Annotated in this window: 12 protein-coding genes; 6 read left to right on the top strand and 6 right to left on the bottom strand. The window is 71.8% G+C overall.

From position 1 onward, the window contains the following. The first annotated feature begins 50 nt into the window (after positions 1-50). The 3 genes from IE226_RS24365 (at position 51) to IE226_RS24355 (ending at position 3,122) form a co-directional block, all read left to right on the top strand. The gene (locus IE226_RS24365; RefSeq protein WP_190083484.1) at positions 51-1,610 is read left to right on the top strand and encodes an aromatic amino acid ammonia-lyase; all 1,560 of its coding nucleotides are present in this window, start codon (positions 51-53) and stop codon (positions 1,608-1,610) included. Next, a complete protein-coding gene (locus IE226_RS24360) occupies positions 1,607-2,440 on the top strand; it encodes a MurR/RpiR family transcriptional regulator (protein ID WP_190083483.1) in 834 nt (277 codons plus the stop codon). Before IE226_RS24365 ends, IE226_RS24360 begins: the two co-directional genes overlap by 4 nt. A gap of 94 nt (positions 2,441-2,534) precedes the next feature. Next, positions 2,535-3,122, top strand: a complete 588-nt coding sequence (locus tag IE226_RS24355; RefSeq protein WP_190083482.1) for a hypothetical protein — start codon at positions 2,535-2,537, stop codon at positions 3,120-3,122. Between the two features lie 74 nt (positions 3,123-3,196). Here IE226_RS24355 and IE226_RS24350 read toward each other — a convergent pair whose 3' ends face one another. The 6 genes from IE226_RS24350 to IE226_RS24325 all read right to left on the bottom strand — a co-directional run bounded on the left by IE226_RS24350 (position 3,197) and on the right by IE226_RS24325 (position 8,542). Then, positions 3,197-3,571 carry a roadblock/LC7 domain-containing protein gene (locus tag IE226_RS24350; RefSeq protein ID WP_190083481.1) on the bottom strand — a complete coding sequence of 125 codons (375 nt, stop codon included), beginning with the start codon at positions 3,569-3,571 and terminating at the stop codon, positions 3,197-3,199. Positions 3,572-3,646: 75 nt separating this feature from the next. Then, positions 3,647-4,039, bottom strand: a complete 393-nt coding sequence (locus IE226_RS24345; protein ID WP_190083480.1) for a roadblock/LC7 domain-containing protein — start codon at positions 4,037-4,039, stop codon at positions 3,647-3,649. An 82-nt stretch (positions 4,040-4,121) separates the two neighbouring features. Further along, entirely contained in the window at positions 4,122-4,892 is a 771-nt protein-coding gene (locus tag IE226_RS24340; RefSeq protein ID WP_190083479.1) for a transcriptional regulator, read from the bottom strand. A gap of 5 nt (positions 4,893-4,897) precedes the next feature. Further along, positions 4,898-5,314, bottom strand: a complete 417-nt coding sequence (locus tag IE226_RS24335) for a hypothetical protein (RefSeq protein ID WP_190083478.1) — start codon at positions 5,312-5,314, stop codon at positions 4,898-4,900. 265 nt (positions 5,315-5,579) lie between these two features. Beyond that, on the bottom strand, positions 5,580-6,947 hold the full coding sequence (locus IE226_RS24330) for an APC family permease (protein ID WP_229871510.1): 1,368 nt from the start codon (positions 6,945-6,947) through the stop codon (positions 5,580-5,582). Between the two features lie 155 nt (positions 6,948-7,102). Further along, positions 7,103-8,542, bottom strand: coding sequence for a type III PLP-dependent enzyme domain-containing protein (locus tag IE226_RS24325; protein ID WP_190083477.1), 1,440 nt, complete (start codon positions 8,540-8,542; stop codon positions 7,103-7,105). 124 nt (positions 8,543-8,666) lie between these two features. Here IE226_RS24325 and hutU point away from each other — a divergent pair, with 124 nt between their 5' ends. From hutU to IE226_RS24310, 3 genes are read left to right on the top strand one after another with little or no spacing between them, the layout of a single operon-like run. Further along, positions 8,667-10,349 (top strand): urocanate hydratase, encoded by a 1,683-nt coding sequence (gene hutU, locus IE226_RS24320; RefSeq protein WP_190083476.1) that lies wholly within the window; start codon positions 8,667-8,669, stop codon positions 10,347-10,349. Between the two features lie 17 nt (positions 10,350-10,366). Beyond that, positions 10,367-11,563, top strand: coding sequence for an allantoate amidohydrolase (locus IE226_RS24315; RefSeq protein ID WP_190083644.1), 1,197 nt, complete (start codon positions 10,367-10,369; stop codon positions 11,561-11,563). Next, the gene (locus IE226_RS24310) at positions 11,560-12,927 is read left to right on the top strand and encodes a formimidoylglutamate deiminase (protein WP_190083475.1); all 1,368 of its coding nucleotides are present in this window, start codon (positions 11,560-11,562) and stop codon (positions 12,925-12,927) included. Before IE226_RS24315 ends, IE226_RS24310 begins: the two co-directional genes overlap by 4 nt. Positions 12,928-13,295: the final 368 nt, after the last annotated feature.

Raw genomic sequence — 13,295 nt, 5'->3', positions numbered from 1 at the left:
AGTAGCCGCTGGGCAAGACGAAGCGTCCGTTTGAGGAGGAAATTCGAGTGATGTCGTCTCATATCGCGGACAGGGTGACCGGCGACAGCGGCTCGGTCGTCGTCCTGGACGGACGCGGATTGATGGTCGCAGATGTCGTACGCATGGCCGAATCCAGTGCACGACCCGTCCCCGGTACGGACGGCATGAAGCGCGTGGAGAGCTCGTGGAACGCCGCGCGGGAGATCGCCTCCTGGGGTCGCGTCTACGGCCGCTCCACCGGCGTCGGCGCCAACCGGAACGAGTCCGTGCCGACCGAGGCGGCCGCCGACCACGGCCTGCGCCTGCTGCGCAGCCACGCCGGCGCGATCGGCGACGAGCTCCCGGCCAGGGAGGTGCGCGCGATGCTCGCGGTCCGCGCCAACCAGCTGCTCGCGGGCGGGGCGGGGCTGCGCCCCACCGTCGTCACGGCGCTCTGCGACGCCCTGACGACGGGCGCGTATCCGAAGGTCAACGAATTCGGCTCGGTCGGTACGGGCGACATCGCCGCGCTCGCGCAGATGGGCCTCGCGCTCGCGGGCGAGCACCCCTGGCAGGGGGCCGGTCTCGCCCCCGAGCCGCAGCCCCTCGACAACAACGACGCGCTCGCCCTGATCAGCAGCAACGCCCTCACCCTCGGCCAGTCCGCGCTCGCCCTGCACGAACTGCGCGGCCTCGTCGCGGCCACCCAGCTGGTGGCGGCGCTGACCCTGATGGCGGTGGACGGCTCGTACGAGGCGTACGCGCTGCCCGTGCACGAGGCCCGGCGCCACGCGGGTTCGTACGCCGTCGCCGAACGCATGCGCCGGATACTCGGCGCGCCCGACCGCCCCACGCCGCCGCTCGGCCGCATCCAGGACCCGTACGGTCTGCGCTGCGTGCCGCAGATCCACGGGCCCGCGCACGACGCGGCGGACGCCCTCGAAGAAGTCCTGACGGTCGAGATCAACGCGGCGGCCGAGAATCCGCTGATCTCGGCGGACGACATGGCGGCCTACCACCACGGCGGCTTCTATCTCGCCCAACTCGCCCTGTCCCTGGACCACTTCAGGCTCGCGGTGACGCAGGTGGCGCGCCTTTCGACCTCGCGCCTGTCCACCCTGAACGAACCGGGCTTCACGCGCCTGCGCCCTTTCCTCGCGGACGGCGAGCCGGCGTCGTCGGGCGTGATGATCCTGGAGTACGCGGCCGGGGCGGCGCTCGGCGATCTGCGGGCCTTCTCCGCGCCCGCCTCGCTCGGCCACGCGGTGCTCTCCCGCGGCGTCGAGGAACAGGCCAGCTTCGCCTCCCTCGCGGCGCGCCAGACGCTGCGGGCCTGCGGGGCGTACCGCATGGTCGTCGGCTGTGAACTGGTCGCTGCCGTACGGGCGTTGCGGCAGCGGGACATGCGTCTTGACCCGGAGCTGCCCGTCGGGCGGGCCTTCGCCCTGGCGGACTCGGTGCTCGACCCGGAGCTGGCCGACCGGCCCTTGACGGATGATGTGACGGTGGCGGCCGGGCTGCTCGACCGGTTCACGGAGCTGTGTCTTGACCTCGGGTCCGGTGACGGAACGGCCCACGAGGGCCAGGGTGTTGTGAGGGGAACGGCATGAGTGACAGTCCTGCGGCGCGGCTGCAAGTGCTCTTCGAGGGGCACCGCCTCACGCCCACGCAGCGGCGCATCGCGCACTGCATGGTGCGGCGGGCGGCGGACGTCCCCTTCCTCTCCAGCGTCGAACTGGCGGAGCTCGCCGGGGTGAGCCAGCCCTCGGTGACCCGGTTCGCCGTGGCGCTCGGCTTCGACGGCTATCCGGCGCTGCGCAGGCATCTGCGGGAGCTCGCGCCCGCCGAGGCGGCGGGCGAGGCCTCCCTCAACGAGTATCAGCAGGCGGTCGAGGCGGAGATCGAGAACCTGCGGCATCTGGCGGAGGTGCTCGCCGATCCCGCGCCGGTGGAGCGCGCGGGGCGCCTCCTCGCCTCCTCGCGCCCGCTTCCCGTACTCGGGCTGCGGGCCGCCGCGTCGCAGGCGTACGGGTTCTCGTACTTCGCGTCCAAGGTCCACCCCGACGTCCGTCTCCTCCACGAGGGCGGCACGATGCTGGCCGACCGGATCGACGGGGCGGTACGGGCGGGGGCGTCGGCGCTGCTCTGCTTCGCGCTCCCGCGCCATCCGCGTGAAGTGGTGGACGCGCTCGCCTACGCGCAGGGGGCGGGGCTCTCCGTGGTCACGGTCGCCGACTCCGCGTTCGCCCCCGTGGCGGCACACTCCGACCTCCTCCTGCCGGCGGCGGTCGGCACGGGCCTCGCCTTCGACACCGCGTGCGCGCCGATGCTGCTCGGCCGGGTGCTGCTTGAGGCCATGTGCGACGGGCTGCCGGACGCGCAGGCGCGGTTGGAGGAGTTCGACGCGGGCGCGGCGGCGCGGGGGCTGTTCGTGGAGTAGGGGCGGCCCCGGCGGTTCCGCGCGGCGGACTCTCACCGTCCCCTCAGAATTCCGCGCTAGCCTCCTGCGCCAAAAGCGAGGAGGAGGCGGCGACGTGGGACGCGGCGGGCAAGGGCTGGCGAGGGTGTCGGTGATCGTGCGGGCGGGGGCCGCGCCCCTGTGGTGGCCGGGGGTGCTCGCGGCAGGAATCGGGACGCTGCCGCCCGGCCTCACCGGGCGCCGTATCGGCGTGCTCGCGGGTGCGGCCCTGTTCATCCTGACGGCCGTCGCCGTCACGTACAGCCGCCGGAAGCGCTGCACCGCCCTGACCGCCGAGGCAACGCGCGCGGCCAAGCAGGACATCCTCCAGGACCGCGCCGTCACCGTACGGAACTGGCGGCGCGCCCATCGCTGGTGGCTCGCCGCGGGGTTCCTCGCCGCGCTGGCGAGCGCCTTCGTGGTGCCTGCCGCCGGCGGGATGGTCATGGCGGGGGCGGGTGCCGGGCTGTGGGCCAAGGCCGCCTGGCTCGGGCGCCGGGAGCGGGAACTCGACGCGCTCCTGTGGGTACGCGTCGACTGGCTGGGCCGCCGCGCCGGAGCCCCCGCGGGCAAGCAGGTCAAGGGCTACCGCTCCACCGGACTCTCCGCGGGAGACGCCGCCCCCGGCGGCGCCCGCCGCCGCCCGCAGCGCGTGGCCGCCTGAACGGCGTCCGGACCGCACGGCGGGCCGGACCCGAAGGCCCGGCCCGCCCCGCTCCGTTCACTCGGACGCCGTACTCAGACGTCGAGATTCGTCTCGATGCGCTTGAGCTGGTGCCGGGCCATGGCCAGATTGGCCCGGTCCTTGTCGAGGGCCACGTAGAGGAACAACCCGTTGTTGTTGCGCCCCTTGATCAGCCGGATCAGGTGGTACTGGCTGCTGAGCGAGATCAGGATGTCCTCGATGTCGTCCTTGAGGTTGAGCATCTCCATCGTGCGCAGCTTGGCGCGCACCACGTCGGTGTTCCCGGCCGCGGCGACGGACAGATCCAGATCCTTTCCGCCGCCGATGGTGCCCAGGGCCATGCCGCTCGTGTAGTCGACGAGGGCGGCGCCGATGACTCCTTCGATCGAGGTGGTGACTTCCTTGAGCGACGTTTCTGTGTTGGCCATGAATTTCGCACTTCCTTTCCGTCTGCTGGGTGTCCGCGGTGACGAGGACGATGAGGGTGTGGTGGGGGACATGGGTCAGATTTCCTCCGCTCGTTCGACGGCGGCGTCGACCAGCTCTCCGATGACCGCACTGGAACGGCGGCCCTCCAGATGGAGCCGGCCCACGTTGACGCGGGGCTCGGCGAGCAGGGTCAGCACGGCGGAGGAGCCGGCGGTGTACGTCGCCACGTAGCCGTCCTCGCCGCGGATGAGCAGTTCGCGGAAACCGCCCTGGCCCGTCGCGTCGGACAGCCGCAGGGCGACCCCGAGCGCCGCCGCGGTGAGGGCGCAGACGCCCTCCGCCTCGACGTCCGTCGCGTCCTGCGCGAGCAGGAGCCCGTCGACGCTGGCCGTCAGAGCGCCCCTGAGCTGAGGAATCCTGGTCCGCAGCCGTTTCAGTTCCACGAGTACGTCGGCTTCGGCAGCCATCAGCTCTCTCCTCCCGGGGCGCTTGAAGAGCGCGCGGAACTTCATGGGAACGGGGGCCAAGTCCATTGGCCCGTAAGGAGATTCACAGGCTCGCCTCCAGCGCGTCACGGACCCGGCGCAGCAGGGCGATGTCCGGCTCGGGGTTGTCTTCGGTCAGCGGGGCGGGGAACACCGGCGGAGCCGGGCCCTTTGTCCGCGGCGGTTCCACGAGACCGGCCGCGGCCAGCCGCCTGACCTCGATCAGGGTGTGGAAGGTGGGCCGGCCCAGGGCCCAGGCGATGGCCGTCGGCGTGCGGACACCGTCGGCGAGCCGCAGCAGCGCGACCTGGCGCCCGGTGAGCGTTTGGCCGGGCGCGGGCGGGCGCGGCACGACGGGGGAGGTGTCCAGCTCCGGGCAGGGCCAGACCCTGTCGAGCAGCGCCCTGCGCCGCCGGGTCTCGCGCTCCACGGTCTCGGCGGCCACCGGGCGCACCCGGCCGAGCCAGTGCGCGACGCCGTAACGGAACCGGGTAGGTCCGCTCGCCGGGCCGAGGACGAAGAACGCGGCGTCGAACAGCGCCCCGATGTGGCACATCTCCAGCTCGCCCGCCGTGACCCGGCCGCTGTCGACCAGGTGCCGCCCCACCTCGTGCCGGGTGCCCGCGAGCGAGAGGGCCTCCTGCCAGCCCTGCGGGGGCAGCGCCCCGCCGGCCGTGAGCAGGACGTCTATGCCCGGTGCCGCCGGGCTCTCCGCGTGCACGATGCGGCCGTCGACGAGATAGAGGGTGCCCTGGTCGCGCAGAAGGGCGCCGGTCGCCTGCTCGGCGGCCAGGCGCATCAGCATGGGCGAGATGGCGGACGCGGTGATGCGCATGGCGTTCACACCAGGACCAGTCGTTCGGAGAGGTCCCGCAGCCGTATGCGTGCCAGCGCGAGGTTGCCGGTGTGCCGGTCCAGCCAGAGGTAGAGGAAGACGCTGCTGTCGAAGGTCGTTTCGACGAAGCGGATCAGATGGAATCCGGTCCGCGTGGTGACCATGAGGTCCTCCACGGGGAGTCCCTTGCGGTCCGTGTCGCCGCGCGCGGTGTCCAGCGGGTCGTCCTTGGGCGCGAACGCCTGGTACTCGGCCGCGGACCGTGCCACCTCCGCGGTCTCCGCCGCGGTCGCCTCGTGGTCGCCGCCCGGCGGATCGCCGACCGAACCGAGGGCGAGCCCGCTGGTCCAGTCGACGATCGCCGCTCCGCGGGCACCGGGCAGTGTCATGGCTTCCAGCAGACACTCATCGATTCCGGGCACGCGGCTCCCCTTCCCCAGGGTTGAACCGGGTGGCCCCTACCACCCGACCGGGAGCTGCGCGCTTCCCGGTGTGAGGAAGGTAGGCGGAAGACGTGGAGTTTCCAGGGAAATAGGCACTTTCCAGGGGAACATGCCCGACCCCGACGGGATCGGTGCCAGGCGGGTTCGGGTAGGGCCCGAGCCTGACCGAATGTAGCGGCCTAGCGACCGATACGCCCCGGGGTCATTCCCACCGGGTCAACCCAGTGGTGTCACTTTCACCGGGTCACTCCTCGCCGCGCGCCTTGAGCACCACCTTGTTCACGATCCACAGGCCGATGCCGACGGCGAGCAATACCCCGGCCCGGACATAGACCTCCGCCGGGCGGTCCGCGAGGGGGCTCGCGAGGACCAGGGCGGTGGCGGCGCCGAGCACCGGCAGGATCGTCGGCGCCCGGAAGTGCTTGTGCTCCACGGGGTCGCGGCGCAGCACCAGGACCGCCACGTTGACCACCGCGAACACGCACAGGAGCAGGAACGCGGTCGTGTCGCCGAGCCCCTCGATCTCCCCGGTCGTCACCAGGCCGATCGCGATCAGCGAGACGAAGACGATGCCGACCACCGGCGTACGGCGGCGGGGCAGGACCCGGCCCATCGCGCGCGGCAGGATGCGTTCGTTGGCCATGCCGTAACAGAGCCGGGAGGCCATCATGATGTTGATCAGCGCCGAGTTGGTGACCGCGAACAGGGCGATCAGCGCGAAGAGTTTGTGCGGGAAGTCGATGCCGCCCGCCTTCACGACCTCGAGCAGCGGGCCGCTCGATCCTTCAAGGACCTTGTAGTCCACGAGCAGCGACGACACCAGCGCCACCAGGACATAGATGGTGCCCGTCACCGTGACACCGATGAAGATCGCCCGCGGGAACGTGCGCACCGGGTCCTTCGTCTCCTCGGCCATGTTCACCGAGTCCTCGAAGCCGACGAACGCGAAGAAGCCGAGTGCCGTCGCGCCCAGGACGCCCGTCATCAGGGCATAGCCCGTGCCGCCTCCGGCCTCGAACTCCGTCAGGCGGGACGGTTCGCCGTCCCCGCTCAGGACCGCGTAGGCGCCGATCGCGAGGATGACGGCCAGACCGGTCACCTCGACGAGCGTGAGGACCACGTTCGTCTTCACCGACTCCGAGACGCCCCGCAGGTTCAGTGCCGCGAGCGCGAGGATGAAGAGGATCGCGACCAGCGTCGGCGGGAGGGCGTTGCTCGTCAGCTCTCCGAGATAGTCGCCGCTGAACGCGCGGGCCGCGGCGCTCGCCGACGACAGGCCCGAGCACATCACCATGAAGGCGATGATGAAGGTCAAGAAGGGGACCTTGAAGGCCTTCTGGGTGTAGAGAGCGGCGCCCGCCGCCTTCGGATACTTGCCGACCAGTTCGGCGTACGACGCCGCCGTGAGGATCGCCACGACGAAGCCGATCGCGAAGGGCAGCCACAGCGCGCCGCCGACCTTTCCCGCGACCTTGCCGGTGGTGGCGTAGATACCGGTGCCGAGGATGTCGCCGATCACGAACAAGATCAGGAGCTTGGGTCCGATCGCGCGGCGCAGCGCGGGTTCTCCGTCGGGCGGTGGGGTGTCGGTGGTGGCATTGGGTGTCGTCACAGGATCATCTCCCCCGAGCGTGGGCCTGGAGGGAGGATGTGCCCCACAACGCCCGTGGCATGCGGGAGTTGAGGAACGTCAGAGGAACCTCAGGGGAATCCCGGGGGGCGCCCCGGAGGCAGCGGGACAGAACTTCGGGGGCGCCCCGGAGCGATTCAGAGGTCGCGCAACGCGTCCCGCCGCGCGCCCCCCGACTCGGCGACGATCTCCTCCAGCGTCTGCGGCTCGCGCACGGTCGCGAAGATGACCGACTCGGCCGCGCCCGCTTCCGTACCCACCCCGGTACCCGCCCCGGTGCCCGCCACCGTGTCCGTCTTCGTCGCGAAGCCGTAGATCCCCGGCCTGGCAAGGCTGTTGTACGAGTAGTGGTGCGCGAAGTAGTACGCGCCCGTGTCGAGCACCGCCGCGTAATCACCCTGTTCGAGCAGCGGGAGCGGCCGGTTCTCCGCGAGCAGGTCGCCCGCGAAACAGGCCGGGCCCGCGATGTCCTGGCCGACGTTCGGGCCGCTCTTCGGGCGCCCCTTCGCGTCGAACGCGGCGATCCGCAGCGGCCAGGACGCGGGCGCGTAGACGGTGCGCGCCGCCACCTGGACGCCCGCGTGCGTCACCGCGATGGGCCGGGTGCCCGCCGTCTTGGCGTACTCGACGCGGGCCAGGATCGTGCCGTGCTTGGCGAGCAGCGAGCGGCCGAACTCGGTGACGAGGCCGTAGCGCCCGTCGAGCAGCCCCGGCACGCGGGACTTCAGGCGACGCGCGTACTGCGCGTGCGTCGGAGTCTCCTCGTCCGAGCCGAAGTTGACCGGCAGACCGCCGCCGATGTCGATGGTGTCGATCTGCTGCCGCCCGGCCCGCCCGTTGATCTCCTCGGCCAGTTCGTACGTCGCCGCCACGCCCCGCACCATCATTTCGAGCGGCATGCCCTGCGACCCGGAGTGGGCGTGCAGGCGGGTCAGCCAGGGCCGGTCCAGGTACGCCTGGACGACCCACTCGCGGGCGCCGGCGTCGAGCAGTGCGACGCCGAACTTGGAGGTCGCCGTCGCGGTGGAGAGGGCGCCGATGGAGCCGCCGCCGATCTGCGGGTTCACGCGCAGGCCGATGGGGGAGGTGGTGGGCGCCGACCGGGTCAGCGCGTCGATGCGGGCGAGCTCCTGCGGATTGTCCGCGTTCACCGCGATGCCGAGGGCGAGGGCCTCGCGCAGTTCGGCCGGCGTCTTCGCGGGCGAGTCGAGGACCGTGTGCCCGGGCGGCACACCGGCGGCCCGCGCGAGAGCCAGTTCGCCGGGGCTCGCCACCTCGGCGCCGATGCCGGCGTCGCGGAGCAGCCGCAGGACCGGGACCAGGGGCGAGGCCTTCACCGCGAAGGCGTGCAGGACGGGTGTGCCGGGCGGTGTGACGGCCTCGAAGGCGGCGCGCAGCGAGGCGGCGGCCGAGCGGATGCCGGTGACGTCGAGGAGGCCGATGATCGGGGACGCGGGGTCCACGAGGCCCTGTTCGACTGCGGCGCGGACGGCTTGGTCCCGCCGGACGGCGCGGTCCGTCGGATCCTCTCTGTCCACTTCGGTTGCGTGTGCGGTCTCCGTGCCCTGATCGCTCATGTGTTCCAGCCAATCATCCGATACGTGGTATCGCTGCCCCGTCAACGTATTGACTAGCTCTATTCAACATCGCAGGATGTGAATAACAACGTCACAACAGAGCTTCACGCGAGGAGGCATCGCCATGTCAGGACCCCGCCCCGTACGGGCACCGCGCGGCAGTGGACTGAGCGCCCTGGGATGGCAGCAGGAAGCCGCCCTGCGCATGCTGCAGAACAACCTCGACCCCGAGGTCGCCGAGCACCCCGACCAGCTCGTCGTCTACGGCGGCACCGGCAAGGCGGCCCGCGACTGGCGCTCCTTCGACGCGATGGTCCGCACCCTGAAGACCCTCAAGCAGGACGAGACGATGCTCGTCCAGTCCGGCCGCCCCGTCGGCGTCATGCAGACCCACGAGTGGGCGCCGCGCGTCCTGATCGCCAACTCGAACCTCGTGGGCGACTGGGCGAACTGGGAGGAGTTCCGGCGCCTTGAGGCCCTCGGCCTCACGATGTACGGCCAGATGACCGCAGGTTCGTGGATCTACATCGGCACGCAGGGCATCCTCCAGGGCACGTACGAGACCTTCGCCGCCGTCGCCGCGAAGAAGTTCAACGGCACGCTCGCCGGGACGATCACGCTCACCGCCGGTCTCGGCGGCATGGGCGGCGCCCAGCCCCTCGCGGTGACGATGAACGACGGCGTCGCGATCTGTATCGACGTCGACCCGCGCGCCATCGAGCGCCGCATCGAGCACCGCTACCTGGACGTGAAGGCCGACTCCCTGGAGCACGCCCTTCAGCTGGCGGTAGAGGCCCGCGACCAGCGAAAGCCGCTCTCCATCGGCCTGCTCGGCAACGCGGCCGACCTGCTTCCGCGCATGCTCGCCGAGGGTGCCCCGATCGACATCGTGACCGACCAGACCTCGGCCCACGACCCGCTCGCCTACCTCCCCACCGGCGTCGACTTCGACGACATGCAGACGCTCGCGGCGAAGGACCCGGCGGGCTTCACCACCCGCGCCCGTGAGTCCATGGCCAAGCACGTCGAGGCGATGGTCGGCTTCATGGACGCGGGCGCCGAGGTCTTCGACTACGGCAACTCCATCCGCGGCGAAGCCCAACTCGCGGGCTACGGACGGGCGTTCGCCTTCCCCGGCTTCGTCCCCGCCTACATCCGCCCGCTCTTCTGCGAGGGCAAGGGCCCGTTCCGCTGGGCGGCACTCTCGGGCGAGGCATCGGACATCCACAAGACGGACAAGGCGCTCCTCGACCTCTTCCCGGAGAACGAGTCGCTGCACCGCTGGATCAAGATGGCGGGCGAGCGCGTCCACTTCCAGGGTCTGCCCGCGCGCATCTGCTGGCTGGGCCAGGGCGAGCGCGACAAGGCCGGCGACATGTTCAACGACATGGTCGGCAACGGCACCCTCGCCGCCCCCCTCGCCATCGGCCGCGACCACCTCGACTGCGGCTCGGTGGCCTCCCCGTACCGCGAGACGGAAGCCATGCTCGACGGCTCCGACGCGATCGCCGACTGGCCGCTCCTGAACGCCATGGTGAACGTCGCGTCCGGCGCCTCCTGGGTCTCCATCCACCACGGCGGCGGCGTCGGCATGGGCCGCTCGATCCACGCGGGCCAGGTCTCGGTGGCCGACGGCACGAAGCTGGCCGGCGAGAAGATCCGCCGCGTCCTCACGAACGACCCCGGCATGGGCGTCATCCGGCACGTCGACGCGGGCTACGACATCGCCGAGTCCGTGGCGGACGAGAAGGGCGTACGTATCCCGATGCGCGAGGGTGACGACGGCAGCGAGGGTGACCAGGCGTGAGCGACACGTTCCACGCCATGTGGCGCTCGCTGCGGCCCATCGGCCGCAGCGACGCCACGGGCGGCTACCGCCGTTACGCCTGGACCGCCGCCGACGCCGAGTGCCGCGTCTGGTTCCAGGCGCAGGCGGAGGCACGCGGCCTCGACTACGAGGTCGACCGCAACGGCAACCAGTGGGCCTGGCTCGGCGACCCGTCCCGCGGCGACGCGGTGGTCACGGGCTCGCACCTGGACTCCGTCCCGGACGGCGGCGCCTTCGACGGCCCGCTCGGGGTGGTCTCCTCCTTCGCGGCCCTGGACGAACTCCGCGCACGGAAGGTGTCGTTCCGCCGCCCGCTCGCCATCACCAACTTCGGCGACGAGGAGGGCGCCCGCTTCGGCCTGGCCTGCGTGGGCTCACGCCTGACCGCCGGACAGCTCACGCGGGAGAAGGCGTACGAGCTGACGGACGCGTCCGGAACCACGCTCCCGCAAGCCATGGAGGCGGCGGGCTACGACCCTTCGGCCATCGGCCCGGACCCGGAACGCCTCGCCCGCATCGGCGCGTTCGTCGAACTCCACGTGGAGCAGGGCCGCGCCCTCGACCTCACCGGCGACCCGGTCGGCATCGCCTCCGCCATCTGGCCGCACGGCCGCTGGCGCTTCGACTTCAGGGGCGAGGCCAACCACGCGGGCACCACCCGTCTGGCGGACCGCCGCGACCCGATGCTGTCGTACGCGGAGACGGTCCTCGCGGCCCGCAGGGAAGCCGAACTGGCGGGTGCGGTCGCCACCTTCGGTAAGATCGCGGTCGAACCGAACGGCGTCAACGCGATCCCGTCCCTGGTCAGGGGCTGGCTGGACTCACGTGCCGCGGACCAGGAGTCCCTGGACACGGTCGTGACGGGCATCGAGAAGGCGGCCCGCGAGTACGCGGACCGGCACGGCATCGACCTCGACGTCGTACGGGAGTCCTTCACGCCGGTGGTCGAGTTCGAGGACGCGCTGCGGGACGAGCTGGGCAGGCTTCTGGGCGGGGAGCGGCCGGTCCCGGTCCTCGGCACGGGCGCCGGACACGACGCGGGTATTTTGTCCGGCTCGATCCCCACCGCCATGCTGTTCGTACGGAACCCCACGGGCGTCTCGCACTCCCCGGCGGAGTTCGCCGCCGAGGACGACTGCGTCGCAGGGGTGACCGCACTGGCCGACGTACTGGAAGGGCTGGCGTGCAGGTGACGACGGATACGGCGAAGGCGACCACGTACTGGCTGGAGCATGCCTGGCTCGACACGAATGTCGAGCCGGGGGTCGCGGTCGATGTGACGGGCGACCGGATCACGGCCGTCCGCAAGGGCGTCGACGCGCCGCCGCCCGGCGCGACGGTGCTGCGCGGCCTGACGGTCCCCGGCCTGGCCAACGCCCACTCCCACGCCTTCCACCGGGCCCTGCGCGGCACGGTCCAGGTGGGCTCGGGCACGTTCTGGACGTGGCGCGAGGTCATGTACTCGGTGGCGGACCGCCTGACGCCGGAGACGTACCACGCCCTCGCCCGCGCGGTGTACGCGGAGATGGCCCTGGCGGGCATCACTACGGTGGGCGAATTCCACTACGTGCATCACGCGCGGGGCGGCGCTGCCTATGCGGACCCCAACGCGATGGGCGAGGCGCTGATCGAGGCGGCGGCGGAGGCGGGGATCCGCATCACGCTCCTGGACACGGCGTACGTGGCGTCCGGGCTGCTGACGGAGTCCCGTGGCGAGCCTCCGAACCGCCACCAGCTGCGCTTCTCCGACGGCACGACGGAGGCGTGGGCGGAGAGGGCCTCGGCCCTCAAGGACCGCGAACACGCACGGATCGGCGCGGCCATTCATTCCGTACGGGCGGTTCCCGCCCGGCAGTTGGGGGTCGTCGCTGAATGGGCCTCGTCCCGCCGGGCCCCCCTCCACGTACACCTCTCCGAGCAGAAGGCGGAGAACGAGGCGTGCGAGGCGGTGCACGGCTGCACCCCGACCCGCCTACTGGCGGACCACGGGGTCCTCGGCCCCCGCACGACGGGCGTGCACAACACGCACCTCACGGACGAGGACATCGCGCTGCTCGGCCGGTCCTCCACCGGCACGTGCATGTGCCCCACGACGGAGCGGGACCTGGCGGACGGCATCGGCCCGGCGGTGGCCCTGCAACGGGCGGGCAGCCCGCTCTCCCTGGGCAGCGACAGCCACGCGGTGATCGACATCCTCGAAGAGGCGCGGGCCATGGAGCTGAACGAACGCCTGCGCTCGCACACGCGGGGCCACTGGACGGCGGCGGCGCTGCTGCGGGCGGCTACCGCCGACGGGCATGCGGCCCTTGGCTGGCCTGACGCGGGCGTGATCGAGCCCGGCGCCCTCGCCGACTTCGCGACGGTGGCGTTGGACTCGGTCCGCACGGCGGGCCCGCTGCCTCGCCTGGCGGCGGAGACGGCGGTGTTCGCGGCCACGTCGGCGGACGTCCGCCACACCGTGGTGGGGGGCCGCCATGTCGTACGGGACGGGGAGCATGCCTCGATTCCGGACGTGGCCGGAGCGTTGGCCGGGGCGGTGGGGGCGCTGCGGGACTGACTCTCCCCGGGGGGCCGGGGCTCGACCCCGGCGCCCTTTCGCCGCCGCTCACGCGGGAACCTCCCCACCCACCCACCCGATCACCCGGCATCGATCCCGCACCCTGTCCCGACGCTTCGCGCGGGGACCTTCCCACCCACCCACCCACCCACCCGATTGCCCGGCATCCGTCCCGTGCCCCGTCCCGACGCTTCGCGCGGGAACCTTCCCGCCCACCCGCCCGATTGCCCCGCATCGACCCCGTGACCTGTCCCGACGCTTCGCGCCGGAGCTTTCCCGCCCATCCGCCCGATTGCCCCGCATCGCGCCGCGATGTCTTTTCAGCCCGTCCGGCGTTTGAGGACGAACTCGGCGGAGCCGGTGATGAC

The organism is Streptomyces longisporoflavus (assembly GCF_014649775.1).
Lineage (GTDB): Bacteria > Actinomycetota > Actinomycetes > Streptomycetales > Streptomycetaceae > Streptomyces > Streptomyces longisporoflavus.
Note: the sequence above shows the minus strand (reverse complement) of the source record. Positions and strands in the feature narration are given on the sequence as shown.